The organism is Neisseria zalophi (assembly GCF_008807015.1).
Lineage (GTDB): Bacteria > Pseudomonadota > Gammaproteobacteria > Burkholderiales > Neisseriaceae > Neisseria > Neisseria zalophi.
This window is the reverse complement of record NZ_CP031700.1, coordinates 1,999,357-2,024,950: the sequence shown is the minus strand read 5'-3', so window position 1 is coordinate 2,024,950 and position 25,594 is coordinate 1,999,357. Positions and strand designations below refer to the sequence as shown.

General features: G+C 43.6%; 23 protein-coding genes. 10 read left to right on the top strand and 13 right to left on the bottom strand.

Annotated features, from left to right (window positions below; translation table 11 throughout):
* The first annotated feature begins 218 nt into the window (after positions 1 to 218).
* A complete protein-coding gene (locus D0T92_RS09370; RefSeq protein WP_151052267.1) occupies positions 219 to 2,027 on the top strand; it encodes a DUF294 nucleotidyltransferase-like domain-containing protein in 1,809 nt (602 codons plus the stop codon).
* Positions 2,028 to 2,039: 12 nt separating this feature from the next.
* Positions 2,040 to 2,654, top strand: coding sequence for a 3'-5' exonuclease (locus D0T92_RS09365; protein WP_151052265.1), 615 nt, complete (start codon positions 2,040 to 2,042; stop codon positions 2,652 to 2,654).
* A 91-nt stretch (positions 2,655 to 2,745) separates the two neighbouring features.
* Here D0T92_RS09365 and D0T92_RS09360 read toward each other — a convergent pair whose 3' ends face one another.
* The 3 genes from D0T92_RS09360 to D0T92_RS09350 form a co-directional block, all read right to left on the bottom strand.
* Complete coding sequence (locus D0T92_RS09360; protein ID WP_263641704.1) at positions 2,746 to 3,519, bottom strand: IS3 family transposase; 774 nt, start codon at positions 3,517 to 3,519, stop codon at positions 2,746 to 2,748.
* A 26-nt stretch (positions 3,520 to 3,545) separates the two neighbouring features.
* Positions 3,546 to 3,893 carry a helix-turn-helix domain-containing protein gene (locus D0T92_RS09355; protein WP_151049971.1) on the bottom strand — a complete coding sequence of 116 codons (348 nt, stop codon included), beginning with the start codon at positions 3,891 to 3,893 and terminating at the stop codon, positions 3,546 to 3,548.
* Between the two features lie 98 nt (positions 3,894 to 3,991).
* The gene (locus tag D0T92_RS09350; protein WP_151052263.1) at positions 3,992 to 4,231 is read right to left on the bottom strand and encodes a hypothetical protein; all 240 of its coding nucleotides are present in this window, start codon (positions 4,229 to 4,231) and stop codon (positions 3,992 to 3,994) included.
* 474 nt (positions 4,232 to 4,705) lie between these two features.
* Here D0T92_RS09350 and D0T92_RS09345 point away from each other — a divergent pair, with 474 nt between their 5' ends.
* The 3 genes from D0T92_RS09345 (at position 4,706) to D0T92_RS09335 (ending at position 7,617) form a co-directional block, all read left to right on the top strand.
* A complete protein-coding gene (locus D0T92_RS09345) occupies positions 4,706 to 5,635 on the top strand; it encodes an aldo/keto reductase (RefSeq protein ID WP_151052261.1) in 930 nt (309 codons plus the stop codon).
* Positions 5,636 to 5,766: 131 nt separating this feature from the next.
* The gene (locus tag D0T92_RS09340; protein WP_151052259.1) at positions 5,767 to 6,639 is read left to right on the top strand and encodes an SMP-30/gluconolactonase/LRE family protein; all 873 of its coding nucleotides are present in this window, start codon (positions 5,767 to 5,769) and stop codon (positions 6,637 to 6,639) included.
* Between the two features lie 228 nt (positions 6,640 to 6,867).
* Positions 6,868 to 7,617: a lysozyme inhibitor LprI family protein gene (locus D0T92_RS09335; protein WP_151052257.1), complete on the top strand. Its 750-nt coding sequence runs from the start codon at positions 6,868 to 6,870 to the stop codon at positions 7,615 to 7,617.
* A gap of 115 nt (positions 7,618 to 7,732) precedes the next feature.
* Here D0T92_RS09335 and D0T92_RS09330 read toward each other — a convergent pair whose 3' ends face one another.
* Together D0T92_RS09330 and D0T92_RS09325 are read right to left on the bottom strand one after the other, a co-directional pair.
* Complete coding sequence (locus D0T92_RS09330) at positions 7,733 to 7,972, bottom strand: hypothetical protein (RefSeq protein WP_151052255.1); 240 nt, start codon at positions 7,970 to 7,972, stop codon at positions 7,733 to 7,735.
* A gap of 395 nt (positions 7,973 to 8,367) precedes the next feature.
* Complete coding sequence (locus D0T92_RS09325; RefSeq protein ID WP_151052253.1) at positions 8,368 to 9,519, bottom strand: extracellular solute-binding protein; 1,152 nt, start codon at positions 9,517 to 9,519, stop codon at positions 8,368 to 8,370.
* 312 nt (positions 9,520 to 9,831) lie between these two features.
* On the opposite strand from D0T92_RS09325, the gene rpsT reads away from it, so the two are divergent.
* The 4 genes from rpsT to aspS all read left to right on the top strand — a co-directional run bounded on the left by rpsT (position 9,832) and on the right by aspS (position 14,427).
* Positions 9,832 to 10,095, top strand: a complete 264-nt coding sequence (rpsT, locus tag D0T92_RS09320) for a 30S ribosomal protein S20 (RefSeq protein ID WP_151052251.1) — start codon at positions 9,832 to 9,834, stop codon at positions 10,093 to 10,095.
* 415 nt (positions 10,096 to 10,510) lie between these two features.
* Complete coding sequence (locus tag D0T92_RS09315) at positions 10,511 to 11,653, top strand: phospholipase A (protein ID WP_151052249.1); 1,143 nt, start codon at positions 10,511 to 10,513, stop codon at positions 11,651 to 11,653.
* 154 nt (positions 11,654 to 11,807) lie between these two features.
* Complete coding sequence (locus D0T92_RS09310) at positions 11,808 to 12,494, top strand: DUF502 domain-containing protein (protein ID WP_151052247.1); 687 nt, start codon at positions 11,808 to 11,810, stop codon at positions 12,492 to 12,494.
* A 127-nt stretch (positions 12,495 to 12,621) separates the two neighbouring features.
* Positions 12,622 to 14,427 carry an aspartate--tRNA ligase gene (gene aspS / locus D0T92_RS09305; RefSeq protein ID WP_151052245.1) on the top strand — a complete coding sequence of 602 codons (1,806 nt, stop codon included), beginning with the start codon at positions 12,622 to 12,624 and terminating at the stop codon, positions 14,425 to 14,427.
* An 86-nt stretch (positions 14,428 to 14,513) separates the two neighbouring features.
* Here aspS and D0T92_RS09300 read toward each other — a convergent pair whose 3' ends face one another.
* From D0T92_RS09300 to D0T92_RS09275, 6 genes are all read right to left on the bottom strand, one after another.
* On the bottom strand, positions 14,514 to 15,287 hold the full coding sequence (locus tag D0T92_RS09300; protein ID WP_263641713.1) for an IS3 family transposase: 774 nt from the start codon (positions 15,285 to 15,287) through the stop codon (positions 14,514 to 14,516).
* A 26-nt stretch (positions 15,288 to 15,313) separates the two neighbouring features.
* Entirely contained in the window at positions 15,314 to 15,661 is a 348-nt protein-coding gene (locus D0T92_RS09295) for a helix-turn-helix domain-containing protein (RefSeq protein ID WP_151052241.1), read from the bottom strand.
* A gap of 262 nt (positions 15,662 to 15,923) precedes the next feature.
* Complete coding sequence (locus D0T92_RS09290) at positions 15,924 to 16,514, bottom strand: uracil-DNA glycosylase family protein (protein WP_151052239.1); 591 nt, start codon at positions 16,512 to 16,514, stop codon at positions 15,924 to 15,926.
* 196 nt (positions 16,515 to 16,710) lie between these two features.
* Positions 16,711 to 17,262: a restriction endonuclease subunit S gene (locus tag D0T92_RS09285; protein WP_191963636.1), complete on the bottom strand. Its 552-nt coding sequence runs from the start codon at positions 17,260 to 17,262 to the stop codon at positions 16,711 to 16,713.
* Between the two features lie 20 nt (positions 17,263 to 17,282).
* A complete protein-coding gene (locus D0T92_RS09280) occupies positions 17,283 to 20,609 on the bottom strand; it encodes an N-6 DNA methylase (RefSeq protein ID WP_151052235.1) in 3,327 nt (1,108 codons plus the stop codon).
* Between the two features lie 45 nt (positions 20,610 to 20,654).
* On the bottom strand, positions 20,655 to 22,943 hold the full coding sequence (locus tag D0T92_RS09275; protein ID WP_151052233.1) for a Tex family protein: 2,289 nt from the start codon (positions 22,941 to 22,943) through the stop codon (positions 20,655 to 20,657).
* A 457-nt stretch (positions 22,944 to 23,400) separates the two neighbouring features.
* Here D0T92_RS09275 and msrAB point away from each other — a divergent pair, with 457 nt between their 5' ends.
* Positions 23,401 to 24,975, top strand: a complete 1,575-nt coding sequence (gene msrAB / locus D0T92_RS09270; RefSeq protein WP_191963635.1) for a bifunctional peptide-methionine (S)-S-oxide reductase MsrA/peptide-methionine (R)-S-oxide reductase MsrB — start codon at positions 23,401 to 23,403, stop codon at positions 24,973 to 24,975.
* A gap of 23 nt (positions 24,976 to 24,998) precedes the next feature.
* On the opposite strand, the gene D0T92_RS09265 is transcribed toward msrAB, so the two are convergent.
* Together D0T92_RS09265 and D0T92_RS09260 are read right to left on the bottom strand one after the other, a co-directional pair.
* Positions 24,999 to 25,268, bottom strand: a complete 270-nt coding sequence (locus D0T92_RS09265) for a hypothetical protein (RefSeq protein WP_151052231.1) — start codon at positions 25,266 to 25,268, stop codon at positions 24,999 to 25,001.
* 33 nt (positions 25,269 to 25,301) lie between these two features.
* Positions 25,302 to 25,589 carry a hypothetical protein gene (locus tag D0T92_RS09260; protein ID WP_151052229.1) on the bottom strand — a complete coding sequence of 96 codons (288 nt, stop codon included), beginning with the start codon at positions 25,587 to 25,589 and terminating at the stop codon, positions 25,302 to 25,304.
* Positions 25,590 to 25,594 lie beyond the last annotated feature (5 nt).

The window sequence follows — 25,594 nt, the reverse complement described above, 5'->3', positions numbered from 1 at the left end:
AAAATTTGGTTTGAACCGGTTTGATATTGGTTTGAGATGCCCGCCCGAAGCTGATTCGGGCGGGTATTGTTTTTAGGTTTGGCGGCGGCAGAAGAGCCGATATTGTGCAGGTGGTTTAAATGTTTTCAGACGGCCTATTTCCCTGCTTCCTTGAAAGCATGGCATAATTGTTTGACAATAAATAAAATAAAACAACAAAACAAAGGAAGAAATAAACTATGGAACGGTTCGATTTTAACTACGCCCCTTTTGATTATCTCAACAATTCCGAGCGGATTTTGTTGCAGAAGTCTGTCAATATCGCCTTTTTCCACGACGACGAAACCATTATCAAACCGGAAGAACCGATTGAGTTTTTATATGTGGTGATGAAAGGCTTGGTGAAAGAAATCGGTGCCGATGGCGAAATGGTGTCGCTCTACCGCACGCACGATACTTTTGAAGCGCGCGGTTTGATTGAGGGCATCAGCCATCATCAGTTTATTGTCGAAGAAGAAGCCTTGGTTTATACGATTCCGAAAGCGGTGGTGCTGGAAATTATCGATGCCAATCCGCGCTTCGGTGCTTATTGTTATGCGAGCGTGGCCGATAAATTTGCCAGCTTGTCGAATACCAAAAACGAAAGTGAGTTCGAAAGCCTGTTTACGGCGAAAGTGCGCGATGCCTACCGCAATAACCCGACTTGGCTGGAAGGCTCCGATAAGGTTTTCCATGCTGCCGAAGTGTTGAAAGAGCGCAAAACAAAATCCGCTTTGGTACGCCATGAAGATAAAGTCGGCGTGTTTACCGAATCGGCTTTTCGCGACATGGTGATCGCAGGTGCTTCATCTGATGAGCCGGTATATAAATGGTCGGCCTTTGATTTGATTGCTGCCGATATTGATGATTTTGTGTTTAATGCCTTGCTGAAAATGATGAGCTATCGCATTCAGCGTGTGGTCGTTACCGAAAACGGCACGCCGGTCGGCACTTTGGAGCAGATTGATGTATTGGCCTATCTTTCCAATCACAGTCATTTGGTGGCACAACGTTTGGAGCGGGCGAAAACCATTGATGAATTGGTGGATATTGCCGGGCAGATGACCGATTCTATCCGCCTCTTGCGCAGCAACGGTGTGCGCGCTCCGCAGTTGGCGCAGTTGATGCAGGTATTGAACACTAGCCTGTTTGAAAAAGCTTGGCGGATTCTGGCACCGACCGATCTGTATGAAAATTCGTGCTTGATTGTGATGGGGTCGGAGGGGCGCGGCGAACAGATTTTAAAAACCGACCAAGACAATGCGCTGATTTTAGGTGAGGGGGTGGATATCGATTTGGCCACTGAAACGGCTGAGAAATTCTCCGAAACGCTAACAAAACTGGGCTATCCGCCTTGTCCCGGCAAAATTATGGTGAATAACCCGCAATGGCGCAAGACCTTGCCGGAATTCAAAAAAATGGTTAGCGGCTGGTGTGTTTCGCCCAGTGGGGAAAGCATGATGAATCTGGCGATTTTTATCGATGCCAAAGCGGTTGCCGGCGATATATCCATGCTTGCCGAAGTGAAAGCGCATTTGCAGAAAGTGATGATTAACGATGTTGGCATGTTGATGTCGTTTGCCCGTGCGGTTGATCAGTTCGATAGCCAAAGCAAAGGCTTTTTCCCGCAACTGCTCAAGCGCGGACAATCTGAAAAAATGGATATTAAAAAGATGGGGCAGTTTCCGGTGGTGCACGGTATCCGCGCCTTGAGTTTGGAAGCGCGTATTGAAGAAACCAATACGTTCGAACGTATTCATCATTTGGTGCGCTTAAAGGTGATCGATGAATCATTAGGCAAAGATGTGGCCGAAGCGTTGAATTATATTATGGATTTACGCCTCACTGCCAATCTGGCTGTGTTAGATGGAGGGAAAACGGGAGAGGCACCCAATCAATTGGATTTCGACAGTCTTTCTACTCTGGAGCGTGATTTGTTGAAAGATGCGTTGCAAGTGGTGAAGCGCTTTAAAAACGTTATCCGCCACCATTTCCATATTACCTCGTAAAGGAGCAAGAGTATGTTTAAACGCTTTTTACGCGGCAGGGAACGCAAAAAACTCACCAATCCCGATTATGATTTTTTATTCGACGATGTACATGACGAGTTGGTCAGCTTCGATTGCGAAACCACCAGTTTGGATGTAAAAGAAGCCGAAATATTGTCGATTGGTGCGGTAAAAATCCGTGATAACCAAGTGCTGGCAAGCGAATCGTTTTATGTGTTGGTGAAGCCTGAAAACCCGATGGAGGCAGCCAATATCAGTGTGCACGGATTGCGACCGAAAGATCTTTCAGACGGCATTCCGGTGGAAGAAGCCGTTAAGCAGTTGTTGGCATTTATCGGCGGACGCGAGTTAGTCGGCTATTATTTGGAATATGATGTGGCGATGATAAATAAGTTTCTCAAGCCTATGATCGGCATCAAACTGCCCAATAAACAAACCGATGTATCTTCGCTCTACCACCGTTGGCAGGGCAAAGAAAACATACACGACAGCTATGTGGATTTGCGCTTGGATTCGATGTGTAAAAAACTCGGGCTAAACGATTTGCCCCGCCATGATGCTTTGAATGATTCGATTAATGTGGCTTTGATGTATTTGCTTTTAAAGCGGCGTTTGGGTTTGCGTTGATATTTGTCTTGATTATTGGATGATAAATCAAGGAAAAGGCCGTCTGAAATTTGATCTGACCCCCAAATCTTGGACAAACATAAAAGCCTTTTCAGGCTGCCTTTTCGAGCTGGGTTCTGTATGCCACAGGACTCAGCTTTTTCAATTTCAAACTACATCTGTCATGATTGTAGTATCGTATATAGTCATCTATTGTCTGCATCAGCTCTGTTGTCGAAAGTTTGCCTTCTTGATAAAAGCATTCCGTCTTCAGTATCGCAAAGAAGCTTTCCATCGGTGCATTGTCCCAACAATTGCCTTTACGCGACATACTCTTCACTATGCCGTGTTCCGCCAACGTGCGGCGGTAAGCTTCCGTACGGTATAGCACACCTTGATCGGAATGCAGCAGCACTTTATCTGCCTTTGTCAGTTTGCAGACCGCATCATTCAGCATTCTTTCCACCATCTCGCTGTTCGGGCGACGGCTCATCGCATAAGCGACGATTTCGCGGTTAAATACATCCAATATCGGTGACAGATACAGTTTACCATTGCTGCACTTGAATTCGGTGGCATCTGTCAGCCATTTCTCATTGGGTTTTTGCGCCTCAAAGCGGCGGTTCAGAATATTATCCGACGGTTCTCCCATTGCCGGATGGCGGTAGGCTTTTTTCGGACGCACTTTGGCTTTCAATTGCAGCAGTTTCATCAAACGGGCAACCTTTTTCTTATTCCATGACAAAGTGGCGGCAATCCGCCTGTATCCGTAACGCCCTTGATGGCGGGCATAAACTTCGGCAACGGTAGCTTTGTCCTGTTCGTCCGGATCGGGTCGGCCGTGGTGGTAATAAAAGCTGCTTTTGGGCAGTGCAGCACTGTGCAGCAGGTATTTAAGCGGATGTTTTGCCCTCAGTGCTTGGACGGCTTCGCTTTTTTGGCGACCGCTTCTTTCTGCCTGAGGGCTTTTAATTCCTTTAGATAGTCGTTCTCCGCCCGCATATAGCGCAACTCTTCGATTAGTTCCGCCTGTGTTTTTTCGTGGTCGGGTTTATCGACGATAAAGGGGTTTTTGCGTTTGATGATCATAATGGCCTGCGGATGCTCAAGTGCGCGGATGCCGCCTTGGTTGTATGCGGCTATCCAACGGCGTAAATGGGTACGGGAAATATTAAAGTGATCGGCAGTACGCTGTTGGCTGCGTACGCGCTGATAATATTGTACGGCTTGGTATTTAAAGTCTAATGTATATTTGCTCATAAGAAAACTGCACCTTAATGGGTTGGAGGAGTGTCCAACTTTTGGGGTGCAGTTCAATTTCAGACGGCCTTTTTATATAACTGGAATTTAATAAGATATTAATGGCGATCAGTGCGGCCTAAATGTTCATATTGATATTGGAAAGCATTTTCATCAATACCGGTACGCGGAGCGATGAATTGGATGCTGTCTTCATAATCATTATTGGTTGCTTGTAAGCCTGCGATAGGGCCTGAATCATTGGCATGATCATATTTAGGCATGTGGGCACCGCGGGCAGAAGCGAAAGAAGTGGCTAAGGTAGCTAAAGCGGCGAAAGTAAGCATAGTTTTTTTCATGATAATTGTCCTCATGGTGTATTTTTTATTGGGTTTTAAACATCAGGCAATATTTTTATCGGCTGCCTGTTTTGTTGATGTGTGTATTGTATGGAATGCCCGATGTTTGATAAATACCAATTTTATTTAACATTCGTTTCTTAATAGGAAATCATGGATTGGTAAGAAATCATTAAATAGGGATAACAGCTATTTACTTTGTATTTGCTGAATTTGAGGAATTATTTTCTAATGAATATGTTAGATTATAAAATATATTATTATATTCATAATGTTGAAATAGATATGGATAATAGCCCGCTTTTAGTAGTAAACGGTATTATGGCATTTATGGTTAATTTGCATATCTGTTTAAACTTATAGATTATTAAAGGCTTTTATTTATAATCATGGCGTTATATTGAAAATCTGAATAGCCTTTATGATTATCTTAATCGGATGGAATCATGATTAACTTCACTGGAGGTTAGAGATATGACTATCGAAAAATATCAAAATAAAGACTTTAGCATTTCAAGATTAGGCTTAGGTTGCATGAGAATGTCCTTGCCCGGTTCTACTAGAGAAGAGGGTATCGCTACCATTCATAAGGCATTGGATTTAGGAATTAACTTTTTGAATACAGGCGATTTCTATGGTGTCGACGGGCATAATGAAAAATTAATCGGTGAAGCGCTAAAAAACCAAGATAGAGATAAGGCTTTTATTTCCGTGAAATACGGTACTTTCGGCAATTTGGCTGAAAAAGAAAAGAAAGAAAATATTGTAGATGTAGGCCCTAAAAATGTAAAAAAATACATTACTTCGGCACTCAAAAACCTTAATCTTGATTATATCGATTTATACCAACCCGCCCGGGTGGATATGGGGATTCCGATTGAGGATACCATTGGCGCTATTGCCGATTTAGTCAAAGAAGGTTATGTCAAATACATTGGTTTGTCGGAAGTTGATGCGGATGTGTTGAGAAAAGCCAATGAAGTGCATCCTATTAGTTTGGTGGAATTAGAATATTCGATTACCAATAACAGCATTGAAAAAGACATACTGCCGGTGGCCAGAGCGTTCGGTATTGGGGTTGTCGCTTTCGGATTATTAAGACTAGGCAAATTTTTTGGTACGCAAAAAGACCCTTTAACTGATGTGATGAATGAAATTGCCGCTGAAAAAAATATTTCGATCGCACAATTAGCCCATGCTTGGATATTTAACAAAGGGCAAGATATTATTCCGCTAACAGGGGCAAGAAAGGTTTCCCAATTATTAGAGTCGGTAGAAAGTCTTAATATACAACTGACTGAAAGCGATATTTCAAGAATTAATAAAGCCATTGAAACCAGTAAAATAGTAGGTTCGGCCATGTCTAAAATTAGGATTAAAAACGGAGTTATGACCCGTAGCTAGCATTTATAAGGCAAAACCGGCAAGGTCGGATTTAGACTTACCGTAAGCCTCAATCAAACCAATATTTACTTTTCAAATTTGATACCGATATTGAATTTGCTAAGTATAAGTAATGATAATGGAGAAAACCAATGAATCGAATCAAGCGAAGCCTCATTTTAGGTAGTGCTGCCATATTGATGCACGCCGCCCATGCCGAAGAATTGGCAAAACCGGCATTACAGTGGTCGAGTAGCGGTTTTGTACATCCGGAATCGGTGGCCTATGACAGTAAGCGTGACAATTTTTATGTAACCAATAATGACGGCGGCCCGATGGCACAAGATGGTAAAGCCTATATCAGCCGCTTAGGTAAAAATGGTGAACTACTGGAAAAAAGTTGGGTGCGCGGGCTCAATGCCCCTAAAGGTATCGCCCAATATGAAGATTCACTATACATTGCAGACATTCAACAATTGCGTATTGTAGATATTCCCAGTGGCAAGGTTACGCAAACCATCACCGCAGAAGATAGCAAAATGCTCAATGATGTCAGCGTTGATAAACAAGGTAATGTCTATGTCAGTGATGTTGTCGGTGGTGGCATTTTCCGTTTACAAGGGCAAACGTTGTCAAAATGGGTGGAAAGTAATGCTTTTTCACATCCTAACGGTTTATTTGTCGACGGTAACCGTTTATTGGTTGCCAACTGGGGCGAAGGCATGCGGGAGGATTTTTCAACCGATACCTTAGGCGGCATCTATGCTGTTGATATTGCCACTAAAAAAGTCGAACCGCTTCCCGGTGCGCAACAAATCGGCAATCTGGACGGTATTACCAAAATACGCGGTAATATTATTGTTAGCGATATGTTGGCCGGAAAAATTATGCAATATAGCAACGGGCAAACCAAACCATTGTTTGACAGTGGAAAAGGCTCTGCCGATATTGCAAGCTATGGCGATAATTTGTTGGTGCCGGTGATGCCTGAAGGCAAAATTGATAGCTACACCTTCAAGCCGTAAAAAGCCATCTTGATATATAAAGTAAGGGCTGCCCGATATGATAGGGCAGCCCTTAACTTTTTGATATTTGAATATTCTTTATATCCTTATTATTCTGGGTTTCATCTATCAGACACGAAGAATGCCAACCCTATAATGGCAAATCTATTAATATCAATAACTAGATATTTTTCACTCAGTCATGCAATATATCAATAATGGCATTTATTTTTATAGAGCGAATATTGTATGAAAAAATCAATTTTTACCATTATTGGGCTTTTCGCTTTCACAATCAGCTTCAATTTTGCCCATTCAGCAGGTTTTGATTGCACTCAAGCGCAAAGTTGGGTGGAAAAAACAGTGTGTGCTAACACAGAACTCTCCACTCTGGATGGTGCTTTGGCTAAAAAATACCAAGCACAACTAACCAACGATGCGGCAAATAAAAATAATATACGTCAAGAGCAGTCGCAATGGCTGAAATTTCAGCGCAATACCTGTAAAGATGAAAGCTGTCTTATTCAAGAATATAGAGAACGCATGGGTGGCAGAGCTACTTTAGGTACCGCGTGGAGTTATCCGGTTGATTTTAAAGATTCCGAACTACCCGGCCGAACAGCATTTGGTGATTTCTATCAACCCACAAATATTTCTACCTATAACCCGGCTAATAGGCAATGGTCTGATAAGCAAGCCGCCACTAATCGTATTTCTATTCACCGTATTCCCGGCAAGCCTTATCTGGCTATCGTTGACGCGGAATTAATTTTTACCAATTTGCATTTATGCAATATTAGTGACCATTTGGCATTCTGGTCAAAAAATCATTGGGTTTTAAATACTGATCAGCAAGGGGAAACTTATGAATTACGCCTATACCCCGCCACACAAAAAGGCAGAAGCCAGCTTTTATTGAAAGATATTAATAATAAATATCGAGAATTATATTGTGGTATGCGTGGATATTTTGATGGAATTGTTTTGGAGTCCAAGTAAATATATTGCATCAACCGGTTTTAATATACTCGGTATTAAAAATAATAATGACTATAAAAAACAGGCCGTCTGAAATTTTTCAGACGGCCTGTCAACCCTCATGGCAAACTTATATTTAATGGCGGTCAGTGCGGCCTAAATGTTCATATTGATATTGGAAAGCATTTTCATCAATACCGGTGCGCGGAGCGATGAATTGGATGCTGTCTTCATAATCATCATTGGTTGCTTGCAAGCCTGCGATAGGGCCTGAATCATTGGCATGATCATATTTAGGCATGTGGGCACCGCGGGCAGAAGCGAAAGAAGTGGCTAAGGTAGCTAAAGCGGCGAAAGTAAGCATAGTTTTTTTCATGATAATTGTCCTCATGGTGTATTTTTTATTGGGTTTTAAACATCAGGCAATATTTTTATCGGCTGCCTGTTTTGTTGATGTGTGTATTGTATGGAATGCCTGATGTTTGATAAATACCAATTTTATTTAACATTCGTTTCCTAATAGGAAATTATAGCCGCTATCAAGCTGATATTGGTATATAAGTTGGTTGTTTATACGAAAGAGAAAACTCAGTTTTTTTAAAAATAGTAGGCTATATCTTTGTTTTTAAAAAAGATAGAAATTTTAGAAATAAGAGATATGCTTGATTTTTCAGACGGCCTCAGTTTTTTATCTTGCCGACTGTAAAATAAAAAACAACGGCTGTATAAAAGCCGTTGTTTGATATTGCCTAATATGAAAGTATGGGAAGATTAGTTAGTGCCGACTTTGATTTTCTGCCACAGATTGACAGTCAGCTTTTTGGCATCGTTATCCATTTGCGGCATCAGGAAGCCGTTTTTCACATCTTCTTCATTTGGGAAGATAGAGCGGGTGGCAACCAGTGCCGGATCCATTTTTTCACGTGCCGGCAGGCTGGCCGGAGCGAAGGTTACGGCGTTGCCGTTTTTCGCGGCAATTTCCGGATCCAAAGTGTAGTTAATGTATTTATGTGCATTGGCCACATTTTTCGCATCGGCGGGAATCAGCCAAGATTCAATCCAGAAGCCCATGCCTTTTGGCGTTAACACATCAATACCGACATTGTTTTTCACTTCTTCGGAACGGGCTTTGGCCATATTCAAATCACCACCGTTACCGGCTGCCAAGCAAACATCGCCGCGTGCCAATTCGTCGATAACTGAAGGGCTGAAACGTTTTACATCGGGGCGTATGGCTTGCAATACGGCTGCGGCGGCCTTGATGTCTTCCGTATTACTGCCTTTCGGGTCTTTGCCCAAGTAGTTCAATACAATTGGGAACATTTCGCTCGGGGTATCCCATAAAGCAATACCGCATGATTTCAGTTTGTTGGTATATTCAGGTTTGAATAATAAATCCCAACCATTTTCAGGTAGTTCGCCGCCTAAAGCTTCTTTACCTTTGGCAGTAATCGCCAAAGTATTAACGCCTGAGAAATAGGGCACGGCATATTCATTACCCGGGTCGGCTGCTTCCATCATTTTCATCATTTCAGGGTCAAGATTCTTATAATTGGGAATCAAGTCTTTATTGATTTTTTGGTATGCACCCGCTTGGATCTGGCGTGGTAGGAAAGCAATACCGGGCACGACCAAGTCATAGCCTGATTTACCGGTTAAGACTTTGGCTTCCAATGTTTCGTTGTTTTCATACAAATCGTATGTCAGGTTTAAATTGTTGGCTTTTTTAAAGTCTTCAACCGTGCTTTCATCTACATAGTTAGACCAGTTGTAGATATTAAGCGTGTCGGTTACGGGCAGACCGCCGGTGGCAGCAGAGGCAGAACTTGCATCTGCTTGAGGTTGGGCGGTATTTTGTTCACTTTGTCCGCCGCAAGCCGCCAAAGATAAGGCAGCCATAACGGCTAATACTGATTTTTTCATACGGGTTGGTTTCCTGATGAAAGGTTAAAATAAAAAACCGCCACCCCATATACACCCCGGCGGCGGTGCGCGTATTGTAAAGTAATGCTTATGAAAAATCAAAGTGATATCAAAGTTGATATATCACTTTGGATAAGACAGGTGAAATAGACAGGCCGTCTGAAAAAGGCGGTGGCTGGTGTGAATATTTTCTTAAAAACAAATAAGCAAGGATTTGAAAAACAGATTTTAATTAAAACACTTGCGCATAATGGGGTAAGTCTTTAAAATTGAGCGTTTACGAAATTTGATTTTTATCAGGAGATATTAAATATGGCAAATAGCGCACAAGCCCGTAAGCGTGCCCGCCAGTCGGTTAAACAACGTGCTCACAACGCCAGCCAGCGTACTGCTTTCCGTTCTGCAGTGAAAAAGGTTCTGAAAGTAGTTGAAACAGGTGATAAAGCAGCTGCTCAAGCAGTTTATCAAGAAGCGGTAAAAGTGATTGACCGTCTTGCCGATAAAGGCGTTTACCATAAAAACAAAGCAGCCCGCCATAAAAGCCGTTTATCTGCCAAAATCAAAGCTTTGGCTTAATTTTTGTACAGGCTGTTTGGCATCTGTCGGTTAAACAGGAAGTATAGAGATGTTGCCGGCTGTATGGTTTAGTAAATAGTCAGTGCCCCGAAGTGTAGATAAAAGCCTTCGGGGCATTAATTTTTTAAATGAAACATAATAAATTATATGCAGCCTATTAGGCAGCAGTAAGGGAATTGTTTCATTTTCCGATACGATCAGTAATTACTGTTTTAATAATAAAATTGGCACAATACGGGGCGGATTTTATTTATATTTTGAAATTGTGATATTCAGATGGTCGTCAATCTGATCTTGAGTAATATAAATAATGTATACCATTTGAGTATTTTATGCTGGATAATCGGCATATAGTAAGCATTTTATATTATCATTAAAGGCAGATAATTTAATTGAATCAAATGGATTTTTAACCATGTTGAAGCGTATTTTTATTTTTGGTGTTACTGCTGGGATATCACTACCTGCTTTTGCTACGGATGGTGCTGATGCTCAAGCTTTGCAATGTACTTTAATCAAAGACAATTCACTACGTTTGGCGTGTTTTGACAAAATTTATGCGGCGCAGCTTCCGCCACAGGCGCCGCCGGTGGCCCCTGTTCAACCGTCTAAAGCAGTAGATTTGGTCAAAACGGTTGATGAAAGTTTGTCTAATAAAAAAGCAACCGTTGTATTCAGCGATGATAAAGCAGGTGTGGAGCCTTCGGAAGCATTATTGGATGCGGCCGATGCCTACACGCCGTTAAGCCTAATGTATGACTTGGATAGAAATGATGTGCGCGGCATTTTATCGGTTCGCGAACACAATCCTATATATTTGTTGCCGGCATGGTACAACAGCACGCCTAACTATTACCCTGAGTCGCCGACACGTGGTGTCACTGATGCTTCACGAGCCAGAGACCAAAAACGACTTGAAACCAAAATGCAGATATCTTTCAAAACCAAGTTGATGGAAGATGTGTTTAAGAGCCGTGCCGATATTTGGTTCGGCTATACGCAAACAGCTCATTGGCAGCTTTGGAATCAGGGTGAGCAATCGGCACCGTTCCGCAATAATGACTATACGCCTGAAGTATTTATTACCCAGCCGGTGAAGGCTGATTTACCCGGTGGCGGTAAGCTGCGCGTGTTGGGTTTGGGTTTGGTGCATCAGTCGAACGGACAAAGCCGTCCGTTATCCCGCTCTTGGAATAGGATTTATGGTATGGCCGGTATGGAGTGGGGTAAATTAACGGTGATTCCACGCGTTTGGGTGCGGGCTTTCGATCAGAAAGGAGAGAAAGACGACAATCCCGATCTAATGAAATATATGGGTTATGGTGATTTAAAAGTGCAATACCGCTTTAGTGATAAGCAAACCATTGCCACCACCATGCGCTACAATCCGAAAACAGGTAAAGGCGGTATTCAGGCCGATTATACTTTCCCATTGAAAGGCAAGCTGAAAGGTTATATTCAAGGCGTGCACGGTTATGGTGAAAGCCTTCTGGATTATAATCATAAACACAACAGCATTGGTTTCGGTATTATGTTGAACGATTGGGACGGATTTTAATAAGGTTTGATTGTTTTTGAGCATCAGGCTGTTTTAAATGGCCGCCGATATTATTCAGACGGCTGTTTTTAACAGCGTGATACTCGTCTATTGTCACCTGAACACGTATAATGTCGCGTTTGGGCAATTGCCCTTATGAAAGGAACACATATATATGGCCAGCGAACCGGTTGAAAGCGGCGGCATAGCCAAAGCATTAAGGAAATACCTGATTACAGGTGTTTTGGTGTGGCTGCCGATAGTGGTTACGCTATGGGTGGTGACATATATTATTTCCGCTTCAGACCAACTGCTCAATCTTTTACCTATGCGGTGGCAGCCGAGATATTTGCTGGGTTTCAATATTCCCGGGCTGGGTGTGATTATTACAGTATTGGCTTTATTTGTTACAGGGCTTTTCGGTGCCAATATGATTGGCAAGCGCCTGATTGGTTTTTGGGATCAATTACTCGGCCGGATTCCTGTTGTTAAGTCGATTTATTCGAGTGTAAAAAAAGTATCGGAATCACTTTTGTCGGATAACAGCCGTTCTTTTAAAACACCAGTTTTGGTTCCGTTTCCGCAGCCGGGAATTTGGACTATTGCATTCGTGTCCGGCCATATATCCGATGCTATCCGGCGCAGTTTGGATGATGAGGAATATGTGTCTGTTTATGTTCCTACTACGCCTAACCCGACTGGCGGTTATTATGTAATGGTAAAAAAAAGTGATATACGCGAGCTGGATATGAGCGTGGATGATGCATTGAAATATGTGATTTCACTGGGTATGGTTTTACCGGATGAATTGGGTGTAAAAACATTACCCGAACATAATATACCGATTGAAAAAACACAATAAGCCATAAACGAATAGAATATAGTATTTCAGACGGCCTATGCTTGATTAAGCAGTAGGCAGTTGTTATTAAATCAATCAGTTAAATTGAATACAATTGAAAATAAACGAAACAAATAAGGTGGATTTTATGCGTACCAACTATTGCGGCTTAATCAGCGAACAATATTTAGACCAAACTGTTACGGTGAAAGGCTGGGTGCACCGCCGTCGCGACCATGGCGGTGTGATTTTTATCGATTTGCGCGATCGCGAGGGCGTGGTTCAAGTGGTGATTGATCCGGATACCCCCGAAGCTTTCCAAACCGCCGATTCCGCCCGTAACGAATACGTTTTGAGCATTACCGGCAAAGTACGCCACCGCCCCGAGGGCACGGCCAACGATAAAATGATTTCCGGCAAAATTGAGATTCTGGCCAAAGAAATCGAAATCTTGAATGCCGCCGCGACGCCGCCGTTCCAAATCGACGATGAAAACATCAGCGAAAATGTACGCCTAACCAACCGCGTTATCGACTTGCGCCGTCCGCAAATGCAGAATAATTTGAAACTGCGTTATAAAGTGGCGATGGGTGTGCGCCGTTATTTGGATACACAAGGTTTTATCGACATTGAAACCCCGATGTTGACCCGTTCTACCCCCGAAGGCGCGCGCGATTATCTGGTGCCCAGCCGCGTGCATCCGGGTGAGTTTTTCGCCTTGCCGCAGTCGCCGCAATTGTTCAAACAATTATTGATGGTGGCCGGTTTCGACCGCTACTACCAAATCACCAAATGCTTCCGCGATGAAGACTTGCGCGCCGACCGCCAGCCCGAATTTACCCAAATCGACTTGGAAACTTCATTTTTAGATGAAAACGAAATTATGGATATCACCGAGGGTATGGCCAAGCAGGTATTCAAAGACACCTTAAACGTAGAACTTGGCGACTTCCCGCGCATGACTTTTGCCGATGCCATGTTCTACTACGGTTCGGATAAGCCCGATATGCGCGTATCGTTGCAATTCACCGAGCTGACCGAACTAATGAAAACGGAAGAATTCAAAGTATTCCGTGGCGCAGCCGATATGAAAGGCGGCCGTGTGGTAGCCTTGCGCGTGCCCAACGGTGCCAAACTGAGCCGTAAAGACATCGACGAATACACCAAATTTGTCGGCATCTACGGCGCCAAAGGCTTGGCCTACATCAAAGTGAACGATGTAAACAATATCAGCAACGGCGAAGACAGCGGCTTGCAATCGCCGATTGTGAAATTCTTGTCTGAAACCGCCTTGAAAGAAATTATTGCCAAAACCGGCGCGCAAAACGGCGATATTATTTTCTTCGGTGCCGATAAAGCCAAAGTGGTGAACGAAGCAATCGGCGCCCTGCGTATTAAAATCGGCCATGAACACGGTGCGGAAAACGGCTATTTTGTTGACGAGTGGAAACCCTTGTGGGTGGTTGATTTTCCGATGTTTGAATACGACGAGGAAAATAACCGCTATGCCGCTATGCACCATCCGTTTACTTCACCGAAACCCGGCCATGAAGACTTAATGGAATCTGATCCGGAAAACTGCTTGGCACGCGCTTACGATATGGTGCTCAACGGTTGGGAAATCGGCGGCGGCTCTATCCGTATCCACCGTGCCGATATTCAGGAAAAAGTATTTGCCGCCCTGAAAATCACACCGGAAGAGCAACAAAACAAATTCGGCTTCCTGCTGGATAACCTGAAATTCGGCGCGCCACCGCATGGTGGTTTGGCATTCGGTTTAGACCGCTTGGTTACTCTGATGGCCGGTGCGGAATCTATCCGCGATGTGATTGCATTCCCGAAAACACAACGGGCACAATGCTTGCTCACCAACGCACCTAATGCGGTAGACGACAAACAATTGCGCGAATTAGGCTTGCGTTTGCGTGTGAAAACTGAAAACAAAGAAGCCTAATCATATATTGCTTTTGAGTTATAAAAGGCCGTCTGAAACATTATCTTGATCTGCCCCCCAAATCTTGGACAAACATAAAAGCCTTTTCAGGCTGCCTTTTCGAGCTGGGTTCTGTATGCCACAGGACTCAGCTTTTTCAATTTCAAACTACATCTGTTATGATTGTAGTATCGTATATAGTCATCTATTGTCTGCATCAGCTCTGTTGTCGAAAGTTTGCCTTCTTGATAAAAGCATTCCGTCTTCAGTATCGCAAAGAAGCTTTCCATCGGTGCATTGTCCCAACAATTGCCTTTACGCGACATACTCTTCACTATGCCGTGTTCCGCCAACGTGCGGCGGTAGGCTTCCGTACGGTACAGCACACCTTGATCGGAATGCAGCAGCACTTTATCTGCCTTTGTCAGTTTGCAGACCGCATCATTCAGCATTCTTTCCACCATCTCGCTGTTCGGGCGACGGCTCATCGCATAAGCGACGATTTCGCGGTTAAATACATCCAATATCGGTGACAGATACAGTTTACCATTGCTGCACTTGAATTCGGTGGCATCCGTCAGCCATTTCTCATTAGGTTTTTGCGCCTCAAAGCGGCGGTTCAGAATATTATCCGACGGTTCCCCCATTGCCGGATGGCGGTAGGCTTTTTTCGGACGCACTTTGGCTTTCAATTGCAACAGTTTCATCAAACGGGCAACCTTTTTCTTATTCCATGACAAAGTGGCGGCAATCCGCCTGTATCCGTAACGCCCTTGATGGCGGGCATAAACTTCGGCAACGGCGGCTTTGTCCTGTTCGTCCGGGTCGGGACGGCCGTGGTGGTAATAAAAGCTGCTTTTGGGCAGTGCAGCACTGTGCAGCAGGTATTTAAGCGGATGTTTTGCCCTCAGTGCTTGGACGGCTTCGCTTTTTTGGCGACCGCTTCTTTCTGCCTGAGGGCTTTTAATTCCTTTAGATAGTCGTTCTCCGCCCGCATATAGCGCAACTCTTCGATTAGTTCCGCCTGTGTTTTTTCGTGGTCGGGTTTATCGACGATAAAGGGGTTTTTACGTTTGATGGTCATAATGGCCTGCGGATGCTCAAGTGCGCGGATGCCGCCTTGGTTGTATGCGGCTATCCAACGGCGTAAATGGGTACGGGAAATATTAAAATGATCGGCGGTACGCTGTTGGCTGCGTACGTGCCGGTAATATTGTACGGCTTGGTATTTAAAGTCTAATGTATATTTGCTCATAAGAAAACTGCACCTTAATGGATTGGAGAAGTGTCCAACTTTTGGGGTGCAGTTCATCTTTCAGACGGCCTTTTATTGTGTAAACCATGTGTAGCGTGCGTGCTGACGGAATGCCCGCGATGGTTGGTTTTCACAAAGCCGTGTGCGTGGCTATGCCATACACCCTACGCATGGGATGGTTAGTTTTGCGGTAGGGTGCGTGCCCGTAGCACGCACGCGTTGCTTGATATGATTAATATGATTAGATTCAATCCTATTCGGATTACAATAAACCGATTTCCTTAAAAAACCGTTCATATATCGCGGCTTTTTTATCCAAGGCCAGCGGATAGGCGCGGGATGAAGAGGGCATACGGTAAAGATACAACAAGCGCCCGCCAAACTCGGCTTGCGCATAATGGCCGATTTTCGGTTTCGCCGTTTCAGACGGCATTAGCGAAAGCAGGGTATCGGTAGCCAGTTCGCCCGTTGTCATTACCGTTTGGCAATGCGGCATGGTGGCTAATAAAGCCGCTAAATCCAACGGCTTTACAATCTGCAAAAACTTATCCGCCGCATTCCCCTGCAAGCGCTGCACCTGATAGGCTGTATCACTGATGGCAATCCCTTTTTCCGCCAGAAAAGCACGGATTAACTCTTCTTTAAACGCCTTACCGCCCGCTTCGACAAAATAATCTTTATCACCGAAAAACACCAAGCCGAAAATCCGCCACATATCGTTTTGGAAATTCGGATAATAAAAATCCATTTTCCAACGCGCACGCGGCGGCGGAAAAGAACCGAGCATCAGCAGCTTGGCGTTTGGCGGCGCGAATGGGGGTAGGGGGTGGGTTTCGATAGTGTTGTGATTCATGGTGAAAAGATAGAGGATTAATTGGAATATGGTTAAGTTTCAGATGCCTAAATGACCTAATTATTAAAATTTTCCTTAATAATCCTACAACTTAAATCTAAGATTGAGACAAGGAATAGTGTTTTAACTACTGCTTTATACACATCTCTTACTATGATTTAAATTCGTAGATAAGTTTTAGGCCATCTGAAAAAAATTAATGTAAATATTTTTCTAAGATAGCTTGTTTTTGAGTAGGTAAAGATTGGATTTTTTGTTCGCAAATAGCAATTTTAGCCTCGTATTCGGCTATGTCAGAAAGAATCTTTTCTTGCTCTGTTCGTGGCGGAATTACTAAAATAAAGTTATCAATATCTCCTTTGTTAATACTTGGATATTGGCCTTTAGGCATCGCGGCAATCATTTGTTTCATTAATCCTTCTGAATACATAAATAGATAATAAATCATTAAATTAATTAGAATTTTTTCGTCTTTACTATTTAAAACGGCAAAGCCTGTTGAAAAAACACTATTTTCAATAGTTTCTGCTATATAGGCGAATCCTTTTAGGTTGGGGCGAACAGTTGAAATAATAGTAGAGCCTTTATTAGCAATTCGTCTAGCTCTAGACGGAGCCCGTTTGCCTAAAAAAGTTTTTTCTATACTATATTTACCTGTTCCATTTTCAACTGCATCAATATCAATATATATAAACTCTTTATCAGGAGCGTCTGTAGGATTGATATTAATTTTATTTATATCTATCAAGTCTTTGATTTTAAATGATTTTACCCCCCCCCCCGTGTCTTGTCAGATTGAGTTTCTGCTAAAACTTCTAAATCACTAAATATTTTAGCAATTTTAGTACGGTAGGTTTCAATTTCCATACGACTGGTTTCGTATTCTTGGTCTATTTTTTGACATTCAATGACAATTTGTTCTTGAATATTTTTGGGGGGGAGCGGGACTTTTAACTCACCGATAGAACTAGATAAATTTTTGATATTATTTCCATTACTTAATTGTCGAACTTTGTTTCTCATATTATCTAAATTTAAAACATTAAATAAATAAGATGCTAATACTTCTTTATTAGAACGTAAAATTCCCATGAATCCACCAGCAAAATAATTTGTATCCTGAGTAATTAAGCATAGTTTACCCACATGCTTTTCACTACCACTTGAGAAACAGATAAAAATATCATCTTTTTTTAATCTTTTTTCGTCATCAAGTTCTTTATTTTCATCTAAATAAATTTCTTTACTAATATTTAAATGGCCATCAAGTGTAATATTGTCGGCTGGTAAAATAATTTTATTTGTTATTTTTTGTGCTTGTTCATTTTTTGAATAGGTTACACCACGAATAATGCTTGCTAAATCTTTTAGTCTGATTAGAGGATACTTACTAATAATTTCTACTTTCTCCGTTAAACTAGTCTGAATAGCTTTGTCAAAGCTGATTCGTGAAAAATCTAGCATTTTATTTAATAAGTTCAGACTAGCATAAGGGCGTAATTTTTCAGGAATAGTTGTTGGAAAATTATTTGAGGCCGTCTGAAAATTCTGACAGATAAGGTGGTTAATTTTGCCTGTATCTGATAAATCATTAGGATTAAATAAAGGAGTATTTATTTTAAAAATACCCTGATTACGATTGGGGTTATCTTCATCCCCTATTTCAGTACTGCCAATATATTTAATACCTTCGTTTCCTTTACGTGTACTCCATTCATAGCCAAGAAAGGTTTTGGCTGCTTTATTGTTGGCAGGGCTTTTAATCAGTAGTACAGGTTGGGGGTTGGCAGAAGCAAGTAGATAATAGTGTAATTTGTCACGCTCTATATCAGAGGCAAATTTAAAGGCTGCGATTTCAAACTCCTGTTGTTGTTCATCAGCACTTTTTCTTTGAAAAGCTCTCATCTTTTGATGTGCTTTCCAGTCATTACTTTTTTGATATTCGGCTCGATAATCAGCAAAAATACCATTCTCAGGCAATCTTTTATTGAAAATAAAAGCATGATAATCCGTTTCGTCTATATCGCAATCCTGACAGTATTGAGCAAGTAGATGGCCATCTTCGAATAAACTGTCTGTACTGTGATCATTATTGAACCAATAATTTACACGGTTTTTATAGTGGATGGAAAGGTTTGGAGTATCTGCTTTTCGACGTAGGAACAATGTAGCCGTATTGGTATTGGTTTTACCGAATGTACCTGAACCAAATTCAGCAATGGCAACAATATCAAAGTGCTGCAAAAGAATTTCACGGGTTTTGATGTAAATACCGCCATTACTGAGTACTGATGATGGCAGAATAATGGCAGCAACTCCACCTGGTGTGAGTAATTGTGCAGCACGTTCAATAAAAAAGGTTTCTATTGAATTGAATGTGTCGGTTTTATCTACGCTTTGATATAAAGCAAAAGCGTTGCGTTCTTCTTCGGAAAGTGTTTCTAAGAAACCCTTTACGCTATACGGAGGGTTAGCAACTAATACAGAAAATGTACCTTTCTTGATATCGTCGTGTTCAGTTAATCCGTCACCATAAATAATATTGATACCGTCTTGCCCATACATAAAGGCAGAAACCTTAGCTACCTTGGATAAACGATACTCTTTCTCTATACCGTAAATCGCTTGGTAATACGGAGCTGTATCGGTATTTTTATATTTTTGTATGAAAGGACGAATTTGTTTAGCGTATTCATTTAAGAAATGTCCTGCACCACAGGCGTAATCAATCATTTGAGGGACACTTTCGCTATTTGAAATGATGTGCTCTAAGGGTAGAGAGGAAACGAGAAAGCGCACAATAGGCAGCGGTGTGAAAAATTGCCCTTCGGACTGCTTGACACCCTGATCTAGAAAGCCTTCAAATAAATCACCTAAAAATTGGTTTTCACCACTATTATCGGTTTTAAGGCGAATGTCTTGTAGCATTTGTACGACTTCTTTCAAAATCGCACCATTTTTGAAAAAGAGTGTGTGATTGTGTACATCTAGAAAAGCAAAATCATTACTGGTGTAATATTTAATTTGCTTGAATTTCTCTAAAATAGTTTTTTTGGTTTCATCTGTTTTATTTTTAAATAAGACAAAAGCATCTTCTATTTCATCATTAGTTATATGAGTAATTTCTTCATCTAGAAACTCATCCATTCCTTTTTTATAGAGCTCTTGTAAGCGATCTTGTAGATCGAAATAATTATCTTGCGCAGCACCTCTCCAATAAACTTTTAATGCATTTGGATTTTCGCTTTCGTCTTTAATTTTTGCTAAAAATAAATTTACCAATTTATCAAAGGCATTTTCACGTCCGGATACATTATGCTGACGCATGATAGTGGCAAATTGGTGATATTTTTTCTGTATACCATTATTATCCAACTCCTTTAAATCATTGATAGAAAAAGGACGAGTACCTATATCGAATGGGGCGGACTCAAATAAATTGTGTTCAGTAGAGTCAAGTTGATAGGTTTGTTTCCACACTTGGAAGAAATCGCTTTTGCTACCACTTTCATCACGTACACTTTGATAACTTCTAAGTTTATCATCGCTTTCTAGATATTTTTCATTATCTTTCATGGAAACGAGATGATAGCTTTGCTCTATTTTTCCTTCTGAAAAATCGGCAGTATAAAGACACAGATATTGAGCCTTACGATAACTGTTGAAATAATTGAATAACTGTCCGCCATCTTTCTGCATTCTTTTCCATGCTTTTTCGAATTCACTGTCTTTGTTGTCGGTCGTTTTACATTCGATCAAAAGATATTCTGCACCATTGTTGTCTTTCAACAAGATATCACAATAGAAGCTGGTGCTTTCGCGACCACCTGTCATTTCAGGCTCTAAGGTGATATGTTCCGGTTTATAACCGCTTTGTAGTAGATTATGAATGCATTCGAAAACTACAAAGTTTTCATTTTGGCTAAAATTTAAAGTAGTTTTGCGGATAGTGGTTACACCTTGCGGATAAATCAATTTTTGATTAGCAAAGTCAACTTTCATCTCGTGGCCATTGATATTTTTAGTATAGATTTCTCCATCTTGGATAAAATCAAGGGCATTTAGTAAATCAGCAAAGGTATCTTTTTTAATCATAAGCTCTTTTCAAATTATTCAGTTTATAGATGGGTTTTTAGCTTTCTACCGCTTTAACTTCGCAAATGCATCCGCCATTGCGGTATTGCCCGGCTGTTTATCGCGTGGTTTGCTATTGGTTTTATTGCCATTCCCGCGTGGATTGCCCGGGCGATTTTTGCGTTCAGACGGCCTGTTTCTGGCGGAACTGCTGCCGGGTTCGTCGTCTAGGCGCATGGTGAGGGCGATGCGTTTGCGGGCGGGGTCTACTTCGAGCACTTTTACTTTTACCACGTCGCCGGCTTTGACGACTTCGCGCGGGTCTTGGACGAATTTGTCGGATAGGGCGGAAATATGCACGAGGCCGTCTTGGTGGACGCCGATATCGACGAATGCGCCGAAGTTGGCGACGTTGCTGACTACGCCTTCGAGAATCATGCCGATTTCTAAATCGCTGATTTCGTTTACACCTTCGGCAAATGTGGCCGTCTGAAACTCGCCGCGCGGGTCGCGGCTGGGCTTTTCCAGTTCGGCGAGGATATCCATAATGGTGGGCAGGCCGAATTGTTCGGTGGTGTAGGCGGTGGGTTTGATTTGTTTGATTTTTTCGCGGTTGCCGATAAGGTCGGCGGCTTTGATGTGCAGGTCGTCGAGCATTTTGGCGACAATGGGGTAGGCTTCGGGGTGTACGGCGGAAGCGTCGAGCGGTTCTTTGCCGCCGTTAATGCGCAGGAATCCGGCGGCTTGTTCGTAGGTTTTTTCGCCCAAGCGCGGTACTTTCAAGAGTTTACGGCGGCTGTCGAAAGCGCCGTTTTCATCGCGCCATGCGACGATATTTTGCGCCAGTGTTTGATTGAGGCCGGAAATGCGCGCGAGTAGGGGCGCGGAAGCGATGTTCACATCTACGCCGACGGCGTTTACGCAATCTTCGACCACGGCATCGAGCGACTTGGCCAATTGGCTTTGGTTAACATCGTGCTGATATTGGCCGACACCGATCGATTTGGGGTCGATTTTCACCAGTTCGGCCAATGGGTCTTGCAGGCGGCGGGCAATGGATACCGCGCCGCGCAGGGAAACATCAAGCTCGGGAAACTCTTTGGCCGCCAATTCGGAAGCGGAATATACCGATGCACCCGCTTCGCTGACTACGATTTTGTGCAGCTTGGCTTCGGGCAGGCCTTTCACCAATTCGCCCGCCAGTTTGTCGGTTTCGCGGCTGGCGGTGCCGTTGCCGATGGCAATCAGTTTAACGCCGTGCTGTTTAATCAGGCGGGCAAGGGTGGCTAAGGCGTTGCTTTCTTGGTGCAGATAGGCGACGGCGGTGTCGATTAATTTGCCGGTATCGTCGACCACGGCCACTTTAATGCCGGTGCGGAAACCGGGGTCTAAGCCCATTGTCGCTAAGCGGCCGGCGGGAGCGGCGAGTAATAAATCTTTGAGGTTGCGTGCGAATACGGTGATGGCGTCGGTGTCGGCGGCTTCTTTGAGGCGGTTAAAGGCGTCGAGCTCCAGCGAGAGGAAGATTTTGGCGCGCCATGTGAGGCGCACGGTGTCTTTCAGCCATTTGTTGTCGCCGATATGGAAATGGGCGGCAATGATTTTTTCATAATCGCTTTGCTCGGTAATCGGGGTTTCGTCGGGCTGGTATTTGAGGGCAACGTGCAAAATGCCTTCATTGCGGCCGCGCAAAACGGCAAGGGCGCGGTGGCTGGGCATGGTGCGGATGGCTTCGCGGTGGTCGAAATAATCTTTGAATTTTTCGCCTTCGCTTTCTTTTCCGGCAACAACTTGCGCGTGTACTTCGGCTTCTGCCCATAGTTTTTCGCGCAGGCGGCCGATGAGTTCGGCTTCTTCGGCGAATTGTTCCATCAAAATGGCGCGTGCGCCGTCGAGTGCGGCTTTGGTGTCGGGCACATTGTCGCCGAGATAGGCTTCGGCTTCTTTTTCGGGCTGGTCGGATGGTGTGTTCAGCAGTAAATCGGCTAAGGGCTGCAAACCGTTTTCGCGCGCGATTTGGGCCTTGGTGCGGCGTTTGGGTTTGTAGGGCAGGTAAAGGTCTTCGAGTGCGGTTTTATTGTCGGTTTCGGCAATGGCTGCGGCCAGTTCGGGGGTGAGCTTGCCTTGTTCTTCAATGCTTTTGAGCACGGTTTGTTTGCGGTCTTCAAGCTCGCGCAGATATTGCAGGCGTTCGGATAAGGTTCTTAATTGGGTGTCGTCCAATCCGCCGGTGGCTTCTTTGCGGTAGCGCGCGACAAAAGGCACGGTGGCGCCGTCGTCGAGCAGGTCGACCGCGGCTTGGATTTGCGAAGCGGAAACGGAAAGTTCTTTGGCAATCAGTTGGGTAATATTCATAATAGGGTTTTCAGTAGGTTTTTCAGAAAAGGTAAGGTATCGGTTAATAATTGCGGATGGGTGGTAAAATAAATCGCAGCGGCGATATTCAATACAACCGTTATCCCAAATGTGATAACAAACTCGGTTTTTACTGTTTTGTGGTTGAGTATGTTTTATTATAAATGATAGAAAAGAAACCGAAGCATAAAACTGTTTTAATTTTTCCTGAGCGGCAATATCCTGTAATGTAGTGGAATAAAACGTTTATTAATGCCCGTTTTAAAAAGCCTAATTATTACTTAATATAGTTAATATTACTATATGTTTATATTGCCTTAAATATTGAATAAAGGCCGTCTGAAAAGAAAAGATGGTGTTGCCTTTACGATAACCACCTGAATCTTTACGGTGAAGGCTGTAAGAATTGTTTCACTGCTTCGTCTAAACCATACCAACCCAAACTTTGGAAAAGATAATGACTAAGAAAACAAACTTTGGCCTGAAAGCGGCCTTGCTGGTGGGCGGTGTGATTGTAGGCGCGGCATTATTGCTGCCGCAGATGCAGAAAGTATCGGCGGCGCCCATTCCTACGGCTTTGAGCAAGCTGAAAGATACACAGGGCAAGCCGGCAGCCTCTTATTTGCAAGAGGGCAAGCCGACCCTGATTAAATTCTGGGCGAGCTGGTGCCCGCTGTGTTTATCCGAGCTTGAACACACCGAAGGCTGGGCGAAAGACCAACGTTTTCAACAAAAAGCCAATTTGATTACCGTGGCCTCCCCCGGCTTTCTCGGCGAGAAAAAAGACGGCGAATTTCAGCAATGGTATGCCGGATTAAACTATCCGAAGCTGCCCGTGATTGTCGATAAGGGTGGCAATATTGCCAAAAGCCTCAATATAGCGGTTTATCCCTCTTGGGCCGTGTTAGACAAAAGAGGCGATTTGGCGCGGGTGGTCAAAGGCAGCATTAACGAAGCGCAGGCGCAGGCGTTGATCGATAATCCCGAAGCCGAAATCAGCCGCTTGCAACACACATTTTATAAAGTAGACAAACAGAAAAAGGAATCTGCTGTGATGAATACCAAAACCATCTATTTGGCCGGCGGTTGCTTCTGGGGTTTGGAAGCCTATTTCCAACGTATCGACGGCGTGGTTGATGCCGTTTCCGGCTATGCCAACGGCAAAACCGAGCATCCCTCTTATGAAGACGTGGTTTACCGCGACACCGGCCACGCCGAAACCGTGCGCGTAACCTACGATGCCGACAAACTCAGCCTCGACGACATCCTCCAATACTATTTCCGCGTGGTAGACCCGACCAGCCTCAACAAACAAGGCAACGACCGCGGCACACAATACCGCACCGGCATTTACTTTACCGATGCCGCCGAGCAGCCCGTGATTGCCGCCGCCCTCAAAAGAGAGCAGGCCAAATACAAACTGCCGATTGTGGTGGAAAACCAGCCCCTGAAACAATTTGCCGAAGCCGAAGAATATCATCAGGATTATCTGATTAAAAACCCGAACGGCTATTGCCATATCGACATCCGCAAAGCCGACGAACCGCTGCCCGGCAAAGAAAAACCGAAAGCCAAAGGCTTCGATGCCGCCACATACAAAAAGCCCGACGATGCCGAATTAAAACGCATCCTCACCGAAGAGCAATACCGCGTAACCCAACAAAGCGGCACCGAATACGCATTCAGCCATGATTACGATCATCTGTTTGCGCCCGGTATTTATGTAGACGTGGTGAGCGGCGAGCCCCTGTTTAGTTCGGCCGACAAATACGATTCGCAATGCGGCTGGCCGAGCTTTACCAAACCGATTCAAGATTCCGCCATTACCCGCCGCAACGATTACAGCTACAATATGCAGCGCGTAGAAGTACGCAGCCATGCCGCCGATTCACACTTAGGCCATGTGTTCCCCGACGGCCCGGCAGACAAAGGCGGATTGCGCTACTGCATCAACGGCGCCAGCCTGCGCTTTATTCCGCTGGAACAAATGGAAGCCGAAGGTTATGGCGATTTGATTAGCAAAGTGCGCTAAGTATTAAAGATTGGATTAACGGTTTAAACACCATATAAAGGCCGTCTGAAAGAGAATGTTTCAGACGGCCTTAAATAATCAAAACCATATAAAGTAATCGGCACGGGTAGGGTGTGTGCCACCGGCACGCACGCATTGGTTGGAGGAATAAAACCGCGTGCATACACCCTACCGCAAGAGAAACAAAGATAATCATTAGGCCGTCTGAAAAAATATTGTGTTTCAGACGGCCTTAAATAATTAAACCATATAAAGTAATCGGCATGAGTAGGGTGTGTGCCGCCGGCACGCACGCGTTGGTTGGGGGGATAAAACCGCGTGCGTGGCTATGCCACACACCCTACGGCAAGGGAAACGAAAGGTAATAAATTAGGCCGTCTGAAAATAAAATATTGTGTTTCAGACGGCCTTAAACAATCAAAACCATATAAAGTAATCGGCATAGGTAGGGTGTGTGCCGCCGGCACGCACGCATTGGTTGGAGGAATAAAAACCGCGTGCGTGGCTATGCCACACACCCTACCGCAAGGGAAACAAAAGGTAATAAATAAGCCGTCTGAAAATATTTCAGACGGCCTAATAATTTGATATTGGCTTTGAACCGAATAGGGCATTCACT

Excerpts from the sequence above, each read along its gene's own strand:
- D0T92_RS09335 (WP_151052257.1), top strand. The coding sequence starts at position 6,868 with ATGAAAAAATCAATTTTTACCATTATTGGGCTTTTCGCTTTCACAATC.
- rpsT (WP_151052251.1), top strand. The coding sequence starts at position 9,832 with ATGGCAAATAGCGCACAAGCCCGTAAGCGTGCCCGCCAGTCGGTTAAA.
- D0T92_RS09310 (WP_151052247.1), top strand. The coding sequence starts at position 11,808 with ATGGCCAGCGAACCGGTTGAAAGCGGCGGCATAGCCAAAGCATTAAGG.
- D0T92_RS09280 (WP_151052235.1), bottom strand. The coding sequence starts at position 20,609 with ATGATTAAAAAAGATACCTTTGCTGATTTACTAAATGCCCTTGATTTT.
- D0T92_RS09315 (WP_151052249.1), top strand. The coding sequence starts at position 10,511 with ATGTTGAAGCGTATTTTTATTTTTGGTGTTACTGCTGGGATATCACTA.
- D0T92_RS09345 (WP_151052261.1), top strand. The coding sequence starts at position 4,706 with ATGACTATCGAAAAATATCAAAATAAAGACTTTAGCATTTCAAGATTA.
- aspS (WP_151052245.1), top strand. The coding sequence starts at position 12,622 with ATGCGTACCAACTATTGCGGCTTAATCAGCGAACAATATTTAGACCAA.
- D0T92_RS09365 (WP_151052265.1), top strand. The coding sequence starts at position 2,040 with ATGTTTAAACGCTTTTTACGCGGCAGGGAACGCAAAAAACTCACCAAT.
- D0T92_RS09275 (WP_151052233.1), bottom strand. The coding sequence starts at position 22,943 with ATGAATATTACCCAACTGATTGCCAAAGAACTTTCCGTTTCCGCTTCG.
- D0T92_RS09340 (WP_151052259.1), top strand. The coding sequence starts at position 5,767 with ATGAATCGAATCAAGCGAAGCCTCATTTTAGGTAGTGCTGCCATATTG.
- D0T92_RS09355 (WP_151049971.1), bottom strand. The coding sequence starts at position 3,893 with ATGAGCAAATATACATTAGACTTTAAATACCAAGCCGTACAATATTAT.
- D0T92_RS09370 (WP_151052267.1), top strand. The coding sequence starts at position 219 with ATGGAACGGTTCGATTTTAACTACGCCCCTTTTGATTATCTCAACAAT.
- D0T92_RS09350 (WP_151052263.1), bottom strand. The coding sequence starts at position 4,231 with ATGAAAAAAACTATGCTTACTTTCGCCGCTTTAGCTACCTTAGCCACT.
- D0T92_RS09295 (WP_151052241.1), bottom strand. The coding sequence starts at position 15,661 with ATGAGCAAATATACATTAGACTTTAAATACCAAGCCGTACAATATTAC.
- D0T92_RS09260 (WP_151052229.1), bottom strand. The coding sequence starts at position 25,589 with ATGCCCTATTCGGTTCAAAGCCAATATCAAATTATTAGGCCGTCTGAA.
- D0T92_RS09325 (WP_151052253.1), bottom strand. The coding sequence starts at position 9,519 with ATGAAAAAATCAGTATTAGCCGTTATGGCTGCCTTATCTTTGGCGGCT.
- msrAB (WP_191963635.1), top strand. The coding sequence starts at position 23,401 with ATGACTAAGAAAACAAACTTTGGCCTGAAAGCGGCCTTGCTGGTGGGC.
- D0T92_RS09330 (WP_151052255.1), bottom strand. The coding sequence starts at position 7,972 with ATGAAAAAAACTATGCTTACTTTCGCCGCTTTAGCTACCTTAGCCACT.
- D0T92_RS09290 (WP_151052239.1), bottom strand. The coding sequence starts at position 16,514 with ATGAATCACAACACTATCGAAACCCACCCCCTACCCCCATTCGCGCCG.